Origin of the sequence: Flavobacterium sp. MR2016-29, assembly GCF_015350695.1 — a bacterium.
In the GTDB taxonomy this organism is placed as follows: domain Bacteria; phylum Bacteroidota; class Bacteroidia; order Flavobacteriales; family Flavobacteriaceae; genus Flavobacterium.
Genome location: NZ_JADKPU010000004.1, coordinates 319,062 through 341,411 on the forward strand (window position 1 = coordinate 319,062; position 22,350 = coordinate 341,411).

The window sequence follows — 22,350 nt, forward strand, 5'->3', positions numbered from 1 at the left end:
TAAGTTTAAATACAATATACTATGAAATGGATTGGCAGAAGACAAAGTGATAACGTAGAAGACCGTAGATCGATTTCTGGCGGAAAAGTTGCCGTTGGCGGAGGTGTTATAGGTATAATCATTTTGTTGCTAAATGTTTTTGGCGGTGAAAACGGACAAACTGTAGGGAATATTTTAGAACAAATGCAGGGAGGACAAACACAAACCGAGGCTGCAGCTCCATTAAGTAAAGAAGATGAAGAAATGGGGAATTTTGTTAGAGTTATTCTAGCAGATAATGAAGACATCTGGACTAAAATTTTTGAAGAGCACGGCCAGACTTATAAAAAACCAACATTAGTACTTTTTAGAGGTGCTGTAAATACAGCCTGTGGCGGCGCATCTTCAGCATCTGGTCCTTTTTATTGTCCAGGCGATCAAAAAGTATATATGGATTTAGGCTTCTTTGAAGAACTAAAAACTAAATTTGGCGCCAAAGGTGGTGACTTTGCCATTGCATACGTTATATCACATGAAATTGGCCATCATGTACAAACCTTACTGGGAACGTCAGCAAAAATGCGTCAGGAACAAGAAGGCAAAAGCGAAGCCGAAGCCAATAAACTTTCGGTAGCGCTTGAACTTCAAGCTGATTTTTATGCAGGAGTATGGGCACATTATAATCAAGAAAATTTAGATGCAGGAGATATTGATGAAGCTTTAAGTGCAGCAAATGCAGTTGGAGACGATGCCATTCAGAGTAAAATGAGCGGTCAAGTTGTGCCTGATTCTTTTACTCACGGTACATCAGAACAAAGAATGTACTGGTTTAAAAAAGGTTTTAAAACCGGCGACATCAAACAGGGAACTACGTTTGAGGAAATTCAATAAAATACATTAAACCAAATATAATAACCGCTAAAGCATGATCTAAACGTCATGCTTTTTTTTTGAAAAATTCTAAAAAAAATTCCAAATTCCAATTCAGTAAGTCTTGGAATTTGGAATTTTTTTAATTTTTAGATTTTGTTTCTGCTAAGAAACAAAAAAAGCCTTGAATTTCTTCAAGGCTTTAAATTTCTGGGTGGCTGACCGGGTTCGAACCGGCGACCCGCGGCACCACAAACCGCTACTCTAACCAGCTGAGCTACAACCACCATTTTGCTTAGCGGTTGCAAATATATAACAAAGGTTTACTTCTACAAAGAAAAAAATGAAAAAATTACATCAAATTTTCTAAGCTATTGACTGCCAAACATCTTTCGACAGTAAAACCTTCCGCAAAATCTTTACCAACTAGTCTTCCTAAGTCCTGTGCTCGATAATTTAAGCTTTCAAAGAAATTTTTGCTTGTTATTGGTGTTGCAGGTTCTTTTGAATTCGGATCATAGAACTGTGTTTTATAAGCTGAAATTGCTTCTACTTTTTTCTTTTCAAAACCTGTAATGTCAACTACAAAATCTGGCGTAATATTTTTCCATTGAATATAATGATACACTACTTTTGGTCTCCACGCTTCTTGATTTTCTCCGTCAATAGAAGTTTCAATTTTCATCAATCCAGATAAAAAACAGGCATCAGAAACCAGTTTGCTTCCTTTTCCGTGATCGATATGACGGTCATCAATTGCATTGCATAATACAATTTCAGGTTTGTATTTGCGAATCATCTTAATAACTTCTAACTGATGCTTTTCGTCATTTACAAAAAAACCATCGCGCAAACCTAAATTTTCACGTACCAAAACACCTAATATTTCTGCGGCATCTTTTGCTTCTTGATCTCTTGTTTCAGCAGTACCGCGCGTTCCTAATTCGCCACGGGTTAAATCTACAATACCTACTTTTTTACCAAGAGATACTTCTTTTAAAATGGTTCCTGCACAACCTAATTCTACATCGTCAGGATGTGCGCCAAAGGCTAGTATGTCTAATTTCATTTTGTTCTTTTGTTTTTTGTTTCAAGTTTCAGGTTTCAAGTTGTGCACTGAGACTGCAAACTGTATACTATTTATATCTTTTGTTTCAAGTTTCAGGTTTCACGTTTCAGGTTTCACGTTTCAGGTTTCAAGTTTCAGGTTTCACGTTTCACGTTTCAGGTTTCACGTTCTTTGCGCGACTTGAAACTTGAAACCTGAAACCTGAAACGTGAAACTATTTTTTTAAAACTCTTTTCATCGTCATCGATTTATTGACGCTTTCCTCCCACTCTTTTTCAGGAACACTTTCTTTGGTAATACCGCATCCCATGTATAAGATGGCAGTTTTATCTTTAATCTGCATGCTTCGTAAATTTACGAATAAATCAGAACTGTTGGCGCTATGCGCAAAACTGCTGTTTAATTCGCCCAGAAAACCTGTATAAAAAGTTCTGTCGTAATTTTCGTTTTCTATAATAAATGCTTTTGCTTTTTTCTTTGGCAAACCGCAGACGGCCGGCGTCGGATGAAGTGTATCAATAACTTCCTGCAAAGTTGAATTCTCATTCAAAATTCCAGAAATATCTGTTTTAATATGCCAGATTGATCCCGCTTTTATGCTGTAAGGCTTTGTTATAACTACAGAAGAAGCAACTTCGCGTAATCGCTTTACAATAAAATCAGTTACATACTGCTGTTCGTCTTTTTCTTTTTGCTGCCAAGAAATTTCAGTTTCTAAATTGGCTTTCTGCGTTCCTGCCAACGCTGTAGTTTCAAAAACGCTTCCATTAGCTTTTAGTAATTGTTCTGGTGTTGCACCCATCCAAAGCCCAATTTCAGGATGAAAAAAACAATATGAAAAAGTGGTAGGATATAAATGAATCAAACGCTGAAAAGTAACAATAAAATCAAAATCGATTAAATCTGCTTTCTCGCTTCTGGACAAAACTACTTTTTTAAATTCGTCGTTTTTAATCGCTTCGATTCCTTTTTCAACCAAATTTTCATATTGCGTTTTCGCATCAGAATCAAATGGCAAATCCTCAATTTCAATCGGATTAAAATCAACATGAGTTTGTTCTGCGCTTATGATTTTAGATTCTTTTTCTGGAATTAAAATCAATTGTTTTTCATCAAAAGATGCAAAAACAAACCCTTTTTCACTGTAATCTGACACTTTATACAACGTGTCATCTTGCTGTAAAAGCGCAAAAATGCTCGACGAATTTGGTTTAGAATAAATTACAAAAGGTAAATTTTGTGCTTGGTGTTTTCTTATAGTAGAAAAAAAGTCATTCATAGGTTCTATTCGGTTTTCTTTTTATCTAAAACCATATTTGTCAATTTGCAAAGCGAGATTAAATTTCCTTCTTCATCGGTAATTTTTATTTCCCATAAATGAATACTTCTTCCTTTATGAATAATGCGCGCTGTGCCAAAAACCCAGCCTTCGCGAATACTTTTTAAATGATTTGCAGCGATTTCAATACCTCGAACTTCTTGTTCTTTTGTATTGATAAAAAAGAATGATGCTGCACTGCCTACGCTTTCTGCCAAAGCAACCGAAGCACCGCCATGCAGTAATCCCATTGGCTGGTGAACGCTTGGATTTACAGGCATTTTAGCTGTTAAAAAATCTTCACCTGCATCTATATATTCAATTTTAAGCGTTTCCATCAACGTGTTTTTAGAAAACTCATTGCAACGCGCTAAGATTTGCTCTTTTGTATAATTCATTAAATTAAGCTTTAAAATCGTAAAATTAAAGAAAAGATGAGATACAAATTGGAAAATCGAATTCTAAATTAAAAATCAACTTAAAAACATGTAAGTTTTTTGTTATTTTTACAAAAACAATCAATCTCTATCTTTGGTGAAACTAATTTTTTCTAGCCAGAGATTTCACAGATTTTTACAGATTTAAGATTATTCCGGCACGAGAATTTTTTTTAATTCTTTAATCTGTGGCAAAAAAACTTATTCAAATGCGTCATTATTTTGTACTCTTCATTCTCGGTTTACTTTTAGCTTTCAGTTCTTGCCGAACTGATTTTGATACTGTCGCCAGTTCTGGAGATTTAAAGTTTTCAAAAGATACCGTTTATTTGGATACTGTTTTTAAAAACATCGGTTCAAGTACTTATCAGCTTAAAGTGTACAACAAAAGCAAAAATGACATTTCGATTCCGATTGTACAATTAAAAAAAGGACTGAATTCTAAATACCGAATGACGGTAGACGGAATGAGCGGCAACAATGGAAAAATCTTTAAAGATGTTACGCTTTTGGCAAAAGACAGTTTGTATATTTTTATAGAAACGACCGCCGATATTACAGACGCCAATCCTGCAGATTTTTTATACACAGACGAAATTCAGTTTGACAGCGGAGCTAATTTACAGCAAGTCGCTTTAGTAACTTTAATTCAGGATGCGGTTTTTTTATATCCAAAGCAAAATGCTGACGGAACTAAAGAAAAAATCAAAATTGACGGCAAAGATGTTGACGGATTTTATTTGGATGAAAATGACGCCGTAAACGGAAACGAATTATTTTTTACCAAACAAAAACCTTATGTAATTTACGGATATGCAGGAGTTCCTCAAAATAAAACAGTCTCTTTTGAAGCAGGATCACGAGTATTTTTTCATGCCAATTCAGGACTTTTTGTAGATAATAAGGCCTCACTTCAAATTAATGGAACAGTTTCTACTACTAAAGAATTAGAAAATGAAGTAATTTTTGAAGGTGACAGATTAGAATCTCTTTATGATGCTATTCCTGGGCAGTGGAATTCGGTTATTTTAGCTGACGGAAGTACAAATAACACAATCAATCATTTAACGCTCAAAAATGCTGTAAATGGATTAAATATAAAAAATCAGGATGCAACGACTTTGACAATCAAAAATACGCAGATTTACAATTGTGCAGAATATGGAATCTTAGCTCAAAATGCCCGTATTTCTGGTGAAAATATAGTTATCAATTATTCTGGCTTGGCAAGTTTGTCCTGTGTTTATGGAGGCAATTATAGTTTTACGCATTGTACTTTCAACAACAATTGGCAAAACAGTTCACATTTTGCAGTCAATTTAAGCAATAGTTTGGCCGGCGCAGCACCAGAAACAAATCCGCTTACTCAAGCCACTTTTAATAATTGTATTATTTACGGTTCGAATACCAACGAATTCAATTTAAGCAAAAATGCAAATACCGCATTTGTATATCAATTAAACAATTGTTTGCTGAAATTTAGCGGTTCAACAACAAATGCTGATTATCAATTTAAGACAGATACACAACATTACAATCAGATTATTCTAAACGAAAATCCGAAGTTTTATAATGTTGCTAAAAATCAATTCAATATTGATAAAACTTCTGCCGCTTTCGCGAAAGGGAATCAGGCCTATATAATGCCGCTGGATATTTTAGGCATTACGAGAACTTCTCCTCCGGATTTGGGCGCTTATCAGAGTCAAGATTTTCCGAAGTAGTATTTTGCCGCGAAGGCGCTAAAACGCAAAGTTTCTTACTCACAATCTTGTCATTTCGAGGAACGAGAAATCACACTAGTGATTCCATTCCTAGAATCGCCAATCTTTGTAGAGTTTCGAGTGTGATTTCTCGTTCCTCGAAATGACAAATAGCCCGTAATTATTGTTAAAATAAATCTTTGCGTCTTAGCGCCTTTGTGGCAACAAAAAACATCCGTAAGAAAATATATCTAAAATTAAACATCACTTAACGTATCGTATTCATAAAAGTAGTAGATTTGTTACAATACTAATTTTAAACTTCTAAAAATCAGATTCTTAAAATTATATTTCTAACCAAATCTTAAACTATTGACTATGAAAAAAAACTACTTTTTATTTTTATTGGTATTTGTTACAGCTGGTTTTGCTCAAATTCCTTCTGGTTATTACACCACTGCAACCGGAACGGGTTACACTTTAAAAACGCAATTGTACAACATTATAAAAGGGCATACTGATAATGGTTATGCCGGCTTGTATACAACCTACCAAACGTCTGATGTTGATAATTTCTATGAAAATGACGGAACAGTTTTAGATATTTATTCTGAAAATCCATCAGGAACAGATCCTTACAATTACAGTACAGGAACTACACAGCGATGCGGAAATTATTCTGTAGAAGGCGATTGCTACAACAGAGAACACATTATTCCGCAATCGGTTTTTAATGAGCAGTCACCAATGGTTGCCGATGCACATTTTATAACACCAACAGACGGAAAAGTAAACGGAATGCGTTCTAATTACCCACATGGAACCGTGAGTGCTGCAACGTATACTTCTCAAAACGGAAGCAAATTGGGATCAAGTTCAGTATCCGGATATTCAGGAACTGTTTTTGAACCGGTAAATGCTTTTAAAGGCGACATTGCGAGAATGTATTTCTATTTTGCAACCCGCTACGAAAATACCGTTTCCGGCTATTCATACGCTATGTTTGATGGTTCAAGCAATAAAGTTTTTACAACTGCTTTCTTAAATGTTCTGTTAGCATGGAACGCACAAGATCCTGTTAGCGCTAGAGAAATTGCTAGAAATAATGCTATTTATGCACGTCAAGGAAATAGAAATCCATACATAGACCATCCAGAATATGTAACTCAAATTTGGGGCGGAACATCTTCTGGAGATACTCAAGCGCCGAGTGCTCCTGCGAGTTTGGCTTCAACAACAAAAACAGCAACTTCTATTACACTTTCGTGGAGTGCCTCTACAGATAACGTTGCCGTTACAGGTTATGATGTGTACGCTAACAGTGTATTAAAAACAACCGTTTCTGGTTTAACAGCAACAATTACAGGTTTAACCGCCTCAACAAGTTATTCTATTTATGTAAAAGCAAAAGACGCTGCCGGAAATACTTCTGCATCAAGCAATATCATTGCCGTTACAACCAACAGCAGTGGCACCGGGACAGCAACCGATTTGCTTTTCTCTGAATATATTGAAGGTTCTGGAAACAACAAAGCATTGGAAATCGCCAACAATACCGGAAGTTCAGTTAGTTTAGCTGCTTATATGATCAAAAAACAAACTAATGGTGCAGGTTCTTGGAGCACAGGTTTGGCTTTAACAGGAACATTAACAACAGGAAGTAAGTTTGTAATTGTAAACAGTTCTATTTCATCAACCTGTTTTTCTACAAGTGCTGCCAACATCTCAACAACGGCAACCGAATTGACTTTTAATGGAAATGACGCTGTAGGTTTATTTAAAAATGGAGTTCTAATTGACATCATCGGAACTTTTAGTGGCGGAACAGCAAATTTTGCTGCTGATGTCACTTTAAGAAGAAAATCAACTGTAACCTCTCCAACAACAACTTTCAATTTGAGCTCACAATGGGATTCGTATACCACAGATACTTGTAATAATCTGGCAAGCAAAATGGCGCAGCCTATTGAAGAAGAGGTGGTAGAACTTTCAGATGAAATTGTACTTTATCCAAATCCTTCTGACGGAAATTTTAATGTCGGCTTAGGTAATTCGGCTTCTCCATATTCAATCGAAATTCTTTCTTTTGCAGGTCAAACTGTTTTCAAAAAACAAAATACTACAGATACAACAGTATCGGTAAGTTATCTTGCAAAAGGAATTTATGTGGTTATAATTTCGACCGATTCAAAAACAGTAGCTAAAAAGATAATTATCAATTAAATTACATCTTACTTTATTTAAAAGCGACAAAATTTGTCGCTTTTTTTGTTTTATTTAGTTTAAGAATTTAATTTTTCTCGCAGATTTTACAGATAAGGCAGATACAAAACTAACTATAGATTTACGCCGATTTAATAATCTAAAATAAATCTGCTTGATCTGCCAAATCTGCGAGAAACAAAAAAACTTTCCGCCTTCTCGCCTTTGTGGCAAAAAGTTCAAAAGAGTTTGTTTTCAAATTTGCGCTTGCTATTTATTTACACTAAATTTGCACCTTCAATACAACAAACTACACATCACAATGATCCATTTCTTTGAAAACCAAAGCAAAACTGTTTTTGCCGTACAAACGCAAAACGAAATTTCGGCTCAAGACATTTCAAAACTAAACTGGCTTTTTGCCAACTCTAATAAGATCGAAAAATCCGCGCTGTCGGATTTTTTTGTTGGTCCACGCGCCACTATGATCACACCTTGGAGTACAAATGCTGTAGAAATCACTCAAAATATGGGTATTCCGGGCATTATCAGAATTGAAGAATTTCATCCGGCAACGGAAGACTTTACTGATTTTGATCCGATGCTTTTTCAAAAATTCAATCAATTAGATCAGGAGATTTTTACAATTAATGTTCAGCCAGAACCTATTTTGGAAATCGATGATATTGCAACATATAATAAAGTAGAAGGTTTGGCTTTAAGCCAGGAAGAAGTTGATTACTTAGACAATCTTGCTGTAAAACTAGGAAGAAAACTAACTGATTCTGAAATTTTTGCTTTCTCTCAAGCTAATTCAGAACATTGTCGCCACAAAATTTTCAACGGAACTTTTGTTATTGACGGTGAAGAAAAAGAGACTTCTCTTTTCAAATTAATCAAAAAAACATCCCAAGAAAATCCTAACGATATCGTGTCTGCTTACAAAGACAACGTTGCTTTTGTAAAAGGACCAAAAGTGCAGCAGTTTGCACCAAAATCGGCAGATAAACCTGATTATTATGAGATAAAAGAATTTGATTCGGTTTTATCTTTAAAAGCAGAAACACATAATTTTCCAACAACAGTTGAGCCTTTCAACGGAGCTGCAACAGGATCAGGAGGAGAAATTCGTGACCGTTTAGCAGGTGGACAAGGTTCTTTGCCATTGGCAGGAACTGCAGTTTACATGACTTCATATTCTCGTTTGAAAGACGATAGAAAATGGGAAAACGCTGTTGAAGAAAGAAAATGGCTGTACCAAACGCCAATGGACATTTTAATCAAAGCTTCAAACGGAGCTTCTGATTTCGGGAATAAATTCGGACAGCCGCTTATTACAGGTTCAGTTTTAACCTTCGAACATTCAGAAAACGACCGTAAAATTGGTTACGATAAAGTAATCATGCAAGCGGGTGGAATTGGTTACGGAAAATTAGATCAGGCAATTAAAAAGAAACCGCAAGAAGGCGATAAAATCGTAATTCTTGGTGGAGAAAATTATAGAATCGGAATGGGCGGAGCTGCAGTTTCTTCTGCAGATACAGGAGCTTTCGGTTCAGGAATCGAATTGAATGCCATTCAGCGTTCAAATCCTGAAATGCAAAAACGTGCTGCTAATGCCATTCGTGGTTTGGTAGAAAGCGACAATAATCCAATTGTTTCGATTCACGATCACGGTGCAGGTGGACACTTAAATTGTCTTTCAGAGCTAGTTGAAGAAACTGGAGGTTTGATCGATTTAGATAAATTACCAGTTGGAGATCCGACACTTTCTGCAAAAGAAATTATTGGTAACGAATCTCAGGAAAGAATGGGATTGGTTATTGGTCAAAAAGATATTGATATTTTACAAAGAATTGCCGACAGAGAGCGTTCGCCAATGTATCAGGTTGGAGATGTAACGGGAGATCACCGTTTTACTTTTCAATCACACTCAAATGGTTCAAAACCGATGGATTATGCTTTAGAAGATTTCTTCGGAAGTTCTCCAAAAACGGTTATGACAGATAAAACTATCGATAGAAAATATGCTGACGTTTCGTATTCAGCAAATGATTTCGAAAGTTATTTAAAAGACGTTTTACGTTTAGAAGCTGTTGCCTCAAAAGACTGGTTAACCAATAAAGTGGACCGTTGTGTGGGTGGAAAAGTGGCAAAACAGCAAAATGCAGGTCCGTTACAATTGCCTTTAAATAATGTTGGCGTTATGGCTTTGGATTATTTAGGTAAAGAAGGAATTGCCACTTCTATTGGGCACGCTCCTATTGCAGCTTTGATTGATCCAGTTGCGGGTTCTAGAAATGCTATTGCAGAATCGTTATCAAACATTATCTGGGCACCAATTAAAGACGGATTGAAAGGAATTTCACTTTCTGCAAACTGGATGTGGGCTTGTAAAAACGAAGGCGAAGACGCTCGTTTATATGCTGCTGTTGAAGGTTGTTCAGATTTCGCTATCGAATTGGGAATCAATATTCCGACAGGAAAAGATTCACTTTCGATGAAACAAAAATATCCAAACGACGAAGTAATCGCGCCGGGAACGGTTATTATTTCGGCTGGAGGAAACTGTACCGATATTAGAAAAGTAGTTGAGCCTGTTTTACAAAAAGACGGAGATTCTATTTATTATATTAATTTGTCCCAAGATGATTTCAAATTAGGAGGTTCATCTTTTGCACAAATCAGAAATACAATTGGAAACGAAACTTCTACTATAAAAGACGCTTCTTTCTTTAAAAATGCTTTTAATACCATTCAGGAATTAATCGGCGAAAGCCAGATTTTAGCAGGTCACGATATCGGAAGCGGTGGTTTGATTACTACACTTTTAGAATTGTGTTTTGCTGATGTGAATTTGGGAGCTAAAATTGATTTCAGTCCCGAAGCTTCGGGATTCGCGGAAAAAGACTTATTAAAAATCCTTTTCGCTGAAAACATCGGAATTGTTTTCCAAGCAAAAGAAGATGCATCTGTTGAAGCTAAATTAAACGCCAACAATATCGAATTTTTCAAAATTGGATCTGTAACTTCTACAGAAACTCTGGAAGTTGGTTCCGAAGCTTCTGAATGGACTTTAGACATTAAAAAATACAGAGATATCTGGTTCGAGACTTCTTATTTATTAGACCAAAAACAATCTAAAAACGGAAGAGCTCAAGCACGTTTTGAAAACTATAAAAATCAGGTTTTAAATTATAATTTCCCTGCTCACTTTACAGGAAAAAAACCAGAAATAGACAATTCTAAACCAAGACCAAAAGCAGCTATTATTCGTGAAAAAGGAAGTAATTCTGAACGTGAAATGGCAAATGCAATGTACTTAGCAGGTTTTGACGTAAAAGACGTTCACATGACCGATTTAATTTCTGGTCGTGAAACACTTGAAGATATTCAGTTTATTGGTGCAGTTGGAGGATTCTCTAATTCAGATGTTTTAGGTTCTGCCAAAGGTTGGGCCGGTGCTTTCTTATACAACGAAAAAGCAAAAACAGCTTTAGATAATTTCTTCAAAAGAGAAGACACTTTATCTGTCGGAATCTGTAACGGCTGTCAGTTGTTTATGGAATTAGAGGTAATTAATCCAGAACACGAAGTTCACGGGAAAATGCTGCATAATGAAAGCCAGAAACACGAAAGTATCTTTACTTCTGTAAAAGTTCAGGAAAACAATTCGGTTATGTTATCGACATTGGCCGGAAGTACTTTAGGAGTTTGGGTTTCTCACGGAGAAGGAAAATTCAATTTGCCTCTTGCGGAAGAAAACTACAACATTGTTTCTAAATATGCTTACGAAGGTTATCCTGCAAACCCTAACGGTTCTGATTACAACACCGCAATGATGTGTGACAAAACTGGAAGACATTTGGTTATGATGCCTCATATTGAGCGTTCTACTTTCCAATGGAACTGGGCGCATTATCCAAAAGACAGAAACGACGAGGTTTCACCTTGGCATGAAGCGTTTGTTAATGCCAGAAAATGGATTGAGAAAAACTAAATTTAAAAGAAAGCTTCAACTATATAGTTGAAGCTTTCTTTTTTAATAGCTTAGACAAAATTTTGATAAATTCCATCCATTCTATTATATAGAAACATTAACTAATATATATTCTAATTAATAAAAAAGTTTAAAAAATAAAAAACACAGTATTATCGGTAACAAAAAAAAATCAAAAAATATTTAATAAGTAAATAATCTCCTTTTGAAGACATGGCAGACATTTTTAAATTCTTTTATGATAAATTTCTAGATCTTTTCCCTAACAGTTCAAGAAAAGTCAAATTAATATTAATTTTAGTTCCATTATTATTTATAATTTTATTTGCATCTTATTCATTTTATTGTGATCAAATTAAATCAAAAAGAGAAGAGATTATCAACAGAACACCACATCTTGTTAAAATTAACTACTCTTTTTTAAATGATACTAACGGCTTTTATTATGAATATAAATTAAAAAATACTGGAAAAGTACCAGCAAAAATTAAAACTATAGAATACCAAATGTTTGGAGGGCCAAGTACTATGAAAATTTTCAAAATTGTACCTGCGGATACAAGTATGAAAAAATCCAAAATAATACCAGCAGGGACCGTTTATAATGGAAAAACTTTAAAGCAAGGTATAATATTAATTCCAAGACCAGAGATAAAGTTTAGTGTAAGTGTACCTCCAGATACTTTAGTTGAACTGAAAAGAACAAAATTTCAACAATTTCAAAATGATTTGCTTTTGCCCGGGCAAATTCTGAATTATAGAATTTATTTAATTGAAAACATGTATGCCGCAAAAGTAAAAATAGATTATGTTTCAGATATATTTCCTGATGATGAGATTAAACCTTTAATATTTGATTTAGCCACACCTCGTGGTAGTTTTATGAACACTAAAGTTAATTTTTTAAAAGATAATAATCTGAATGTAAGTTTCACATTTAAAACAGCAGATGGTTTCGAAACACCAAAATAATACTAAGGTTATCCTGCAAATCCAAACGGTTCTGATTACAACACCGCAATGATGTGTGACAAAACTGGAAGACATTTGGTTATGATGCCTCATATTGAGCGTTCGACTTTCCAATGGAACTGGGCGCATTATCCAAAAGACAGAAACGACGAGGTTTCGCCTTGGCATGAAGCTTTTGTTAACGCCAGAAAATGGATTGAGAAAAACTAAATTTTAGTTTCATTATATAAAAAAATGCCTCGACACTATACTTAAGTCGAGGCATTTTTTTTAGTTTTTAAACGCTGAGGCAATACCTGTTGCAATATTAGCAGCACCAAAGGCAAATAAACCTGAAGCAATAGCATTTTGACCAGCAAAAAATCGGCTGTCAAGTATTGCGTTGCTAAATAATGTGCCGCCGGCAACTCCCGCAACTAGTCCAATACCAATTAATGCAACAGTCCACCAAGGTTCCGGATCTGGCGGTGGCGGTGGGTTTTTCCAAAAGCGTCTCCACCAGCCTGGGTATTTGGTCCCACACCATCCCATTGCTAAGAAAAAAGCAGTTTCCATATTCTTTAGATTTTAAATAATGCCTACTCGTTTGCTTTTCGGCTTTCGCATTTTAATAAAATAAAATTAATAGTACTGCTTGTCAAAACGGCAATGGTTTTTCCTGTTTTTTATAGGGGAAAAAGACCTTTTTTTTATTTGATATCTTATCTGTTAATAGAAATTTAATCTTAGCTAAGGCTAACTTAATACTATCTTAAGGAAGTTTAAGAAGCTCTATTTATTCGGATAAATATCTTTGTCTTATGAAAAAACGGACGCATCAATTCTTATTTCTGATTCTCTTATTCACTATCAGCCCATTTTCTTTTGGACAAAAAACAGCTGTTATAAAAGGAAATGTTACCGACGGAAAACTAGCCGTAGAATTTGTCGATGTCCTTTTAAAAAACAGCATCGATTCGACTAAAGTTGCCCAATATGCCGTAACGGATGCTTCAGGGAATTTTGTTTTAGAAAATATAGCTTCTGGTGATTATCAATTACAATTCAAATTAATCGGATTTAAAACAGTTAGAAAAAAAGTAAAAATTGAAAGTGCTCCAATTTCCATCGGAACAATTATTTTACAAAATGACACCAATTTGCTGAATGATGTTGTGGTACATTCTCAAAAAAAACAAATTCAGAAAACAGACGAGGGTTTTATTTTTAATGCCGTTTCAAATATCTCGCAATCAGGCGGAACGGCTACCGATATGCTAAAAAGTATTCCGACCGTTGCTGTAGATGCTGAAGGCGGTATTACCATGAGAGGAAAATCACCTTTGATTTTGATTAACGGAAAAAATTCTGCGATTTCAAATATGGATCAGATTGCAGCAAGCAGTATCGAAAGTATTGAAATAATAAGCAATCCAACGGCAAAATATGATGCTAATGCTGAAAGTGGCGTCATTAATATAAAATTAAAGAAAAACAACCAAAATGGACTAAATGGCGCAGTGGTTTTAGGAGGCGGTTTTGGTGCCAAAGGAAGGATAAACAGTTCTGTTTTACTAAATCAAAAAACAGAAAAATGGAATTTTGGTTTAGGTTATGACAATCGTTTTGCTGGACGAACCAAAAAAATAAATTCAGACAGAACTAATTATTTTATTGATGACGAGCATTTTATTCATCAAAACAGAAACGATGAACGAAAGGAAGGACTTCAGAATTTGAAATTGAATATTGATTTTTCTCCAAACGAAAAAAACACTTTTTCATTTGAAGCTTTAGGAAATATGGAAAGTCAAGATAATGATGAAACTTTATATACGCAGGTTACTACTAGTGCAAATGATTTTTTCTCTAGTACCAAAAGACATTCATTAGAGCTGGAACGCTCAAAAGTTGGTGAACTGGCTTTTAATTATGACAAAAAATTTGATGATGATCGAAAAAATCTAAATGCGAGTATTATTTCTTCATTCAATAAAGACAGAGAAAACACCAATATTGACACTTATAATTACGACGAATATCAACAGCAGATTGACGAAGTTGTCTTGCAGCGAACACATAATTATGAACATGAAAATATTTCAAATGCTATTCTAAACTATACTTTTCCGGTTTCTGAAAAATCAATTATAGAAACAGGTTATAAAGGAACGTTCCGCTTTTTTAATTCGGATTTTGAAAGCGCTGATCTGGTTAATGGCGAATATGTTATAAATCCGTTAGCAAGCAATATTTTTAAATACAACGAGCAAATAAATGCTGCTTACGCTATGTTGAATTCATTTATAGGCGATAAAGAAAATCCGAAATGGAATTACAATTTAGGCCTGCGTGCAGAAAATGTTTCGAACAATGGAGCCACACAAAATAATAGCGATCGTTTTAACAACGATTATTTTAAACTTTTTCCATCAGCATCATTGCAATTGAATTTAAAACAAGATGAATTTGTAAAAATTGGGTACAGCAAACGCATCAATCGTCCCGATTTAGATGATCTGAATCCGTTTATGGATATTACAGATGCATTGAATCCACATAGCGGAAATCCGTATTTAAAACCAGAAATTATTCACATTGGCGAAATAAGCTATACTAAAGATTGGTCTAACTATTCGTTTTCTACAAATGCTTTTTATCGAAATGCTTCAAATACCATCAAGCAATATGCGACACTTCAAGATAATGGAGTTGTTTTGCTGATGCCAAAAAACATTGGAAGCACTGTAACTTACGGATTAGAAACTATTTTCAGTCTAAAGCCAATTGGTTTTTATGATGCAAACATCAGCTTAACTGCTTTTCAGCAAAACATCGATGCCTCTAATCTTGCACAAGATGTTGTTCGCAATGCTTTTAGCTGGTACGGAAAAATCATAAACAATTTTGCTCCCTGGAAAGGCGGGAAACTCCAGCTTATTGGAAACTACAACTCGGCTTTGACAACACCACAGGGAAAAAGAATTCCGATTTACAACGTAGATATGGGTTTTCAGCAAAAACTTGGAAGTGGAAATGCACGTTTAGGATTAGTTGTGACAGATCTGTTTAATACGCTCGAAAGCGGTTACAAAAACAATACTTTACTGTTTAGTAATAATCGAACTAATAAATCAGATACGCGTGCGCTGATGATTACGTTTGCTTATACTTTCAAGTCAGATTTTAAAGAAAAATTATTAGAAAATCAATTTTCAACAGAGTAATCTTTTAAAAAATAAAAAATTTCATTCTTGTAATTGGGATTCATTTTTCTAATGAAATTTGAACTATATTCGCAAAAAAATCTTGCCGCTGATTTTTTTTAAAACCCCAAAAACACTTAAACCTACATAGAATGAAATCAATACATTACCTATTTATTGCATTATTTTTTATTGGTGCAAAATCACATTCGCAAGTTCAGGTAGATCAAATCTCTTATAACGGACGTGATCATTATATTACTACAACCATTGGTTATCCTATTCCAGGAACTTATATCCCTGCAGGCGTAAAAGAACCTTTTACTTTATTGAATCCTGATGGAACCGGAGTTATTCAATCAGCTGATTTAAGCAAAAAGAAAATCAACTGGGGAATTGAATGTACTGATGAAGGAGTGCCAATCTTTAAAGAAGGTTTCAATAGTGCATCTTATACATTTTGGTACAGACCAAATGACAGCGATGCATGGATTTATTCTCAATTTTCTATTCACTTCACTAAGAAAAAAATGTTCTTGATGGGAGAAAGAGTAAAAGAATATGTGGATTACAACGTGCAATAGCCTATTTAAAAAATAAGAACTAATTAAATTTTTATCGGTTTTTTGGAAAATTTACTACAAAAAAGAAAACGTTTTCGTTGATTTTCAATAGTACCTATAATTTTTCCTATAAAATTCCATAAAATTAAAAATTATACCTATTTTTTATTTAATTTGCGATAAAATTCAATATATTAAACATGGTTTCAATCACACGCCTTTTTGATTTTCCCTATTATCAACAAGAAACTTATAACCTTCCGGTTGCTTTAGCGACCAAAAAAAATGGAGTCTGGGAAAAAACATCTAGCCAGGAATATATTGCAAAAGCAAATGCTGTTTCTAGAGCATTATTACGCATGGGCATTCAGAAAGATGATAAAATTGCAGTAATTACTTCAAACAATCGTACTGAATGGAACATCATGGATATTGGTATCCTGCAGACAGGTGCTCAAAACGTGCCTATTTACCCAACAATTTCTGAAGAAGATTACGAATATATATTAAATCACAGCGGCAGTATTTACTGCTTTGTGTCTGATGAAGAAGTACTTCAAAAAGTAAGACTGATTCAAGCTAACGTACCAACTTTAAAAGAAGTTTATTCTTTTAATGAGATTGCAGGATGCAAACATTGGACAGATTTATTGACACTTGGTGAAGACGAAAGCAATCAAAACGAAGTTGAAGCTAGAAAAAACAGCATTCAGACGGATGATTTAGCAACGATTATTTATACTTCTGGAACAACAGGAAAGCCAAAAGGCGTTATGCTTTCGCACAAAAATATTGTATCGAATGTTTTAGACAGTGCACCTAGAATTCCGTTTGATGCGGGAAAAAGCACTGCTTTGAGCTTCTTGCCTATCTGCCATATTTTTGAAAGAATGATTTTGTATATCTATCAATATTATGGTGTTTCGGTTTATTTTGGAGAATCAATTGATAAAATTAGTGATAACTTAAAAGAAGTTCGACCAACTGTGATTACGGCAGTTCCGAGGCTTTTAGAAAAAGTTTACGATAAAATTTACGCAAAAGGATCTGAATTAACTGGTATCAAGAAAAAACTATTTTTCTGGGCTATTGATTTAGGTTTAAAATACGAACCGTACGGAGCCAATGGTTTCTGGTATGAATTTCAATTAAAAATCGCCCGTAAACTTATTTTCAGCAAATGGAAAGAAGGTTTGGGAGGAAATTTAGATTTAATGGTTTCTGGAAGTGCTGCTTTACAGCCACGTTTAACAAGAGTTTTTGCTGCTGCAGAAATTCCGGTTATGGAAGGTTACGGTTTGTCTGAGACATCACCGGTAATTGCCGTAAACGATGAAAGAAACAAAGGTTTTAAAATTGGAACTGTTGGTAAGGTAATTCGCAACGTAGAAGTAAAAATTGCCCAAGACGGTGAAATTTTATGCAAAGGACCAAATGTTATGTTAGGCTACTTTAAAGATCCTGAAAAAACAGCCGAAGCTTTGCAAGACGGATATTTCCACACTGGAGATATTGGAGAAATTGACAGCGAAGGTTTCTTGAAAATTACGGACCGCAAGAAAGAAATGTTCAAGACTTCTGGAGGTAAATACATTGCACCTCAGTTAATTGAAAATGCCATGAAGCAATCTCGTTTTATCGAGCAGATTATGGTTATTGGCGAAGGCGAAAAAATGCCGGCCGCTTTTATCCAGCCCAATTTTGAATTTGTAAAAGAATGGGCAAAACTTCATAAAATTACTTTAGGAAGCACTGACAAAGAAATCAGCGAAAATCCAGATGTAATTAAGCGCATCGATGAAGAAGTTGAAAGCATTAATGAGAAATTTGGTCACTGGGAAAAAATCAAACGTTTTGAGCTGACTCCAGATGTTTGGTCTATCGACGGCGGACAGCTTACTCCTACGCTAAAATTAAAACGTAAGATCATCAAAGAAATTTACAAAGATCTTTACGCTAAAATCTATAATCAGAATTAAGAATCAAAATAATTTAACCAAGAAAAGGCTGTCTTTATAAGACAGCCTTTTTATTTGATGAAGATTTACTTCAATTAGACAACGCCCTCGCTGTCTTACATCGTAATGTGTTCTAATCTATTTTTAGAAAAAATAGCTGTAAAATTTAGATAGATATTTTCTCCGCTTAGAATGATGCGTGACCGCGTTCTTTTTTCCAGTACTTTCAATCTCTTTTGCACCTTCCATTTTATAGGCATCATAAAACTTTTTAAAAGGACGCGGCTCAAAATCTACCATAATTGCTGCCATATTTATTGCATCAATATTTGTTGGATCTGTTTCGCCTTTAAAGAACGTTTCAATAGGTCTGAACTTATCTTTTTGTTCCTTAAACTTATTCTTTTTGCTATGATCAAAATCCAAAGAAAATAAATTTCTAAAAACATTTAAGTCATCCTGAGCTGGATTATTCTCGAAAATAAGCCAGCACAAATCACGCAGTTTTGCACGAGAAGGACTGTGCAAATAATCGAAGTATTTGCCTTGTTTTTCTATTTCATATTTAATTTTAATCGCTTTTTTGTATTCTTTTAATATATTGCTCATGGTCGTATATTTTTTTAAGAATTCTTGGGGATTTCAGGAAAACACCATAATTCTGATAATTAGGTATTCGCTCTTTCATTCCGTGTAATTCGTATGTTTTATTAATTTTATTTTTTAAAGCTGCTTCCTGACACGAACGCTCATTCGCCGGAATTGTATCTTCGTTTTTGGCGCAAAATCTTTTGTATAATTCTCCATCGCTAATGGCTGAAGATTGAACATCAAATTTTCTGCTGGCTATTATTTCTCCGCTTATTAGCGATACGTTTTCTGCATTTAGTTTATTTATTGCTCTCGCTAAAATAGTTGCTGCTTTAGCAAACAATGTGCTTATCTTTTTCATCAGTTATTCTTTAATTATTCAAACCTTATCTATAAACCTTTGTATCTCTGAACCTTTGCACCTAAACAAAAAAAGCACCCGATTAAAGGTGCTTCATAACAAATACGATATAATTATCCTATTGCTTATAATGATGCACCGACATAGTAATCCATCCACGGTCCGAAGTCGCGGCTGCTAATCCTAAGTTGTTTATGTATAATTTAAAACTCATTTTATTTATTTCTTTAATTGTTGTTGTTGTTGTTATTTTCTGAAACTAATTGTTCCGATTTTGTTTGGCAAAGATAGGATAGAAAAAATCACATTTCCAAATCATTTTTAAGATTATTTTTCTGACTATCAAATAGTTACAGTTAAGATTAAGACAAGGAAATGCCTGTCCGCATACTAGTGCAGATCTAGGTTTTATACCAAAAGACTGGCTCTCATCGAATTACTTTCCAAGACTATATTTCCCTATTTTGATTAATCATTAAACATTTGGTCAAATTATTTTTTAATTATTTTTAGTTATGGTTTGTTTTCAATCATTTTGTTGCCCTTTTCTTGTCATACTGAGCGTCCCGAGACTTCGGGAGAAGTGCTTTAAAACAAAAAAAGCGTCCCAAATAAGGACGCTTTTTTTGTTTTATGTTGAGTTTAAACTCTAAAATTTACATTTCATTTTCATAAAAATACATATAACGTCCTGCCATTTCAGCTGAAATATCTCCGGCTAAATGTTCAAAACTTTGTTTTACTGAAAGTATCATATGTATTTTTCTGTTTTTTAATTACAGATACAAATGTAGTATATTTTGTTATAATTTAACAAATTATACTGAAAAGTATAATTTGTTAAATTATAACAAATCAAGGTATGTAAAATTGCTCTGTCAGATAGAAAACCGTATCAATGAAAAATAAATTATTCTCAAAAGTCAGAACATTTTCATCATGTAGATCTTCAAGAATAATACCTAATTCAGCATTAAAATAATCATTATTTCTAGTATTAACAAAACCGTTTGAGTTTAAAAAATATTTCACATTCTCTAATTCTGTTGCAATATCAGATTGAACAAATTTTTGTTCCACTACAGCGTAAAGTACTTCTGTTTGTTCATAAAATCCAATTAATTGATATGCAGTATCTGGAAAGAAATAATTATTCAGCAACAAATTGTTGAAATAATCTTCCCAAGATTCATAATATATACTATCATTAAGCTTAATTACTTTATGCTTGTTCTGAAGATAGACTTTTTGCTCTGCACCTGAAGATATAAAAGCATGAATGTTTATGTATGTAATCCAAAAACTATTTCGATCACAGAATTGTTTTATTAACGCTGTTTCTTCACTTTTGATTTGCTTGCTTGACTTAAGCGCTCTGCCTGCGCTCTCGCTTTTTCTAAGGTAACGGGAGATTGTTTGGATAGAATTTCCATGCCTAACTTGGCTCTTTCCTGAAATGATATTTTGTAATTCATTTTTCATGAAGTTTATAGTGCAAATATAAAAATTTAAAGTTACTATTTATTGACTATTGAACTAAAGTAAGAAAAAGAGTATATTAAAAAACATTTATATTTTTTATTTCATTCAATCCTCTTGATAAAGTTGTGGAACTTTACGAACGTTTGGTTCAGTCTGAAAAAGAAAAGGTTGGGTATTTAGAGAAATTGATGAAATTGAAATAATATTTTTTTTATTATATATAAAATGCGCAATGGGAATTGCGCATTTTATTTTTGTTGGCTTTAAATTACTGATGTGAGGTTGGGAAACTTCACAGGGTTAGTTCTAATAAAAATATGTTATTATATAAAAAATTTAGAATCAAGAACTTCTATTTTCAAAATACCTCCATCTAACCTAAAATGTCTTTCTTCACCATCTCTGAGTAAACAATCGGCTATTATTACTTTATCTTTGATAAACTCTTTAACTAATATTATCCTTCTAGTAATTTTCTCTTGTAAATCTTTGTAAGTTATTCGATAATAGTTACCAACAATAAAATCAAACTCTTTGACACTACTAAATTCCTCCAATTGTTTTTTATACTCAGGAATTTTTTCAGTTATAAAATCACTTAACTCGACAGTTTCTTCATCTAAATCTATTTTTGATAAATCAATTTCGTTGAATCTATTTTTGAAGAAATCATAGTACTTAAGTTTATAATAATAATGATTAAAGATTATTTCAATTGGCTGGAAATAACTATGATCAATCACTACACCAGATTCCAAAACTATTTGATTTTCGAGATTTTGCCTTAAAAATAATTTATCTAATATGAATTGTGATATTAATTCTAAAGATTTTACTTCTTGCACAAGTAAAACTGTTTCAATGGGAATAAAATCTTCTGAAAAACCTCCTGATGATGGATTATACCATTTACATTTAAGCAAAAAATAAGAGATTATCTTTTTTTGATTTCCTGATTTAGTATTAAAGGAAATTTTTTCATCATTTAGCTTGACATCTATAACTGTTAAAACTGGAGGCAAAAAATCTAGATGTGAATTAAGTTTTTGTGATGATTTATTATCAACTTTAGAAAATGTACTTTTAATTTTTCCTAATTCATGATCACATGATTTTAGAATAACTTGTCTATTTAAAAAATCCTTTTTTAATTCACTTAATATATTGGATTTTGGATATTCAATTCCAACATCAGATAAACTAGAATCTAAAGCTGTATTAAATTCACCTTTTTTACTAACAACGACGTTTTTTTCTTCGTCTTCATCATCATCTTCAAATTTCGAAATAATTTTAAGCTGTTTAACATTAAACCAATAATTTTCAAATTTATGGGACTTGTGGGAATAAAAGATACATTTTACTTGCTTAGGTTTTTCCTCCCCTGTATCTCCATCAAATTCTGTTATTGAATTCATTATTTCAGAAACTACCAGAATTGGGGGCGTCATGCCAGCAAATGCAGAAATTTTAACATTATCGGCATCTATACCAAATGGATGATTTTTAAGTGAAACTAAATCTCCTATCCTAATTTTTGTCATAAAATTTTTATTTTCTGTTCAGTGTAAACATAAACATTTAAGTCTTACATTTGTATACCTTGTGCAGAAAAGTTGATTTTTTACATCTAGCGAGGACTATAGGGCTTTTTGCTTTA

16 protein-coding genes, 1 tRNA gene and 2 pseudogenes are annotated in these 22,350 nt (G+C 33.7%); 10 read left to right on the plus strand and 9 right to left on the minus strand.

The features are described 5' to 3' along the window. The first annotated feature begins 21 nt into the window (after window positions 1-21). Window positions 22-870, plus strand: a complete 849-nt coding sequence (locus tag IR010_RS12105) for a neutral zinc metallopeptidase (protein WP_029272957.1) — start codon at window positions 22-24, stop codon at window positions 868-870. A gap of 192 nt (window positions 871-1,062) precedes the next feature. Here the strand turns inward: IR010_RS12105 and IR010_RS12110 are convergent. From IR010_RS12110 to IR010_RS12125, 4 genes are all read right to left on the minus strand, one after another. Continuing rightward, window positions 1,063-1,136: transfer RNA gene (locus tag IR010_RS12110), tRNA-His, on the minus strand. A 65-nt stretch (window positions 1,137-1,201) separates the two neighbouring features. Continuing rightward, complete coding sequence (gene bshB1, locus IR010_RS12115) at window positions 1,202-1,918, minus strand: bacillithiol biosynthesis deacetylase BshB1 (RefSeq protein WP_029272956.1); 717 nt, start codon at window positions 1,916-1,918, stop codon at window positions 1,202-1,204. Between the two features lie 214 nt (window positions 1,919-2,132). Continuing rightward, complete coding sequence (locus IR010_RS12120; RefSeq protein WP_194604123.1) at window positions 2,133-3,197, minus strand: chorismate-binding protein; 1,065 nt, start codon at window positions 3,195-3,197, stop codon at window positions 2,133-2,135. A gap of 5 nt (window positions 3,198-3,202) precedes the next feature. Beyond that, complete coding sequence (locus tag IR010_RS12125; protein WP_029272954.1) at window positions 3,203-3,634, minus strand: PaaI family thioesterase; 432 nt, start codon at window positions 3,632-3,634, stop codon at window positions 3,203-3,205. Window positions 3,635-3,882: 248 nt separating this feature from the next. Here IR010_RS12125 and IR010_RS12130 point away from each other — a divergent pair, with 248 nt between their 5' ends. The 5 genes and pseudogenes from IR010_RS12130 to IR010_RS12150 all read left to right on the plus strand — a co-directional run. Next, on the plus strand, window positions 3,883-5,397 hold the full coding sequence (locus tag IR010_RS12130; protein ID WP_194604231.1) for a hypothetical protein: 1,515 nt from the start codon (window positions 3,883-3,885) through the stop codon (window positions 5,395-5,397). Between the two features lie 357 nt (window positions 5,398-5,754). Next, window positions 5,755-7,599 (plus strand): endonuclease, encoded by a 1,845-nt coding sequence (locus IR010_RS12135; protein WP_194604126.1) that lies wholly within the window; start codon window positions 5,755-5,757, stop codon window positions 7,597-7,599. 301 nt (window positions 7,600-7,900) lie between these two features. After that, window positions 7,901-11,578, plus strand: a complete 3,678-nt coding sequence (purL, locus tag IR010_RS12140; RefSeq protein WP_194604129.1) for a phosphoribosylformylglycinamidine synthase — start codon at window positions 7,901-7,903, stop codon at window positions 11,576-11,578. A gap of 213 nt (window positions 11,579-11,791) precedes the next feature. After that, window positions 11,792-12,550, plus strand: a complete 759-nt coding sequence (locus IR010_RS12145; RefSeq protein ID WP_194604132.1) for a hypothetical protein — start codon at window positions 11,792-11,794, stop codon at window positions 12,548-12,550. Window positions 12,551-12,559: 9 nt separating this feature from the next. After that, window positions 12,560-12,760 (plus strand): annotated as a pseudogene (locus IR010_RS12150) (phosphoribosylformylglycinamidine synthase subunit PurQ); the annotation flags it as partial. 60 nt (window positions 12,761-12,820) lie between these two features. Here the strand turns inward: IR010_RS12150 and IR010_RS12155 are convergent. After that, a complete protein-coding gene (locus tag IR010_RS12155; RefSeq protein ID WP_029272950.1) occupies window positions 12,821-13,105 on the minus strand; it encodes a hypothetical protein in 285 nt (94 codons plus the stop codon). A gap of 245 nt (window positions 13,106-13,350) precedes the next feature. Here IR010_RS12155 and IR010_RS12160 point away from each other — a divergent pair, with 245 nt between their 5' ends. From IR010_RS12160 to IR010_RS12170, 3 genes are all read left to right on the plus strand, one after another. Continuing rightward, window positions 13,351-15,756: a TonB-dependent receptor domain-containing protein gene (locus tag IR010_RS12160; RefSeq protein WP_194604137.1), complete on the plus strand. Its 2,406-nt coding sequence runs from the start codon at window positions 13,351-13,353 to the stop codon at window positions 15,754-15,756. A gap of 131 nt (window positions 15,757-15,887) precedes the next feature. Continuing rightward, a complete protein-coding gene (locus IR010_RS12165) occupies window positions 15,888-16,319 on the plus strand; it encodes a hypothetical protein (protein ID WP_029272948.1) in 432 nt (143 codons plus the stop codon). A 179-nt stretch (window positions 16,320-16,498) separates the two neighbouring features. Beyond that, window positions 16,499-18,277 (plus strand): AMP-dependent synthetase/ligase, encoded by a 1,779-nt coding sequence (locus IR010_RS12170; protein ID WP_029272947.1) that lies wholly within the window; start codon window positions 16,499-16,501, stop codon window positions 18,275-18,277. Between the two features lie 123 nt (window positions 18,278-18,400). On the opposite strand, the gene IR010_RS12175 is transcribed toward IR010_RS12170, so the two are convergent. The 3 genes from IR010_RS12175 to IR010_RS12185 form a co-directional block, all read right to left on the minus strand. Next, a complete protein-coding gene (locus IR010_RS12175; protein ID WP_228515150.1) occupies window positions 18,401-18,865 on the minus strand; it encodes a hypothetical protein in 465 nt (154 codons plus the stop codon). After that, on the minus strand, window positions 18,828-19,208 hold the full coding sequence (locus IR010_RS12180; protein ID WP_194604140.1) for a hypothetical protein: 381 nt from the start codon (window positions 19,206-19,208) through the stop codon (window positions 18,828-18,830). The genes IR010_RS12175 and IR010_RS12180 overlap by 38 nt, the downstream gene beginning before the upstream one ends. Window positions 19,209-20,063: 855 nt before the next feature. Next, window positions 20,064-20,690, minus strand: a complete 627-nt coding sequence (locus tag IR010_RS12185) for a hypothetical protein (RefSeq protein ID WP_194569295.1) — start codon at window positions 20,688-20,690, stop codon at window positions 20,064-20,066. Between the two features lie 101 nt (window positions 20,691-20,791). Here IR010_RS12185 and IR010_RS20125 point away from each other — a divergent pair. Further along, window positions 20,792-20,893: pseudogene (locus IR010_RS20125) on the plus strand (transcriptional regulator); the annotation flags it as partial. A gap of 120 nt (window positions 20,894-21,013) precedes the next feature. Here IR010_RS20125 and IR010_RS12190 read toward each other — a convergent pair. Continuing rightward, window positions 21,014-22,234, minus strand: coding sequence for a hypothetical protein (locus IR010_RS12190; RefSeq protein WP_194569297.1), 1,221 nt, complete (start codon window positions 22,232-22,234; stop codon window positions 21,014-21,016). Between the last annotated feature and the right edge of the window lie 116 nt (window positions 22,235-22,350).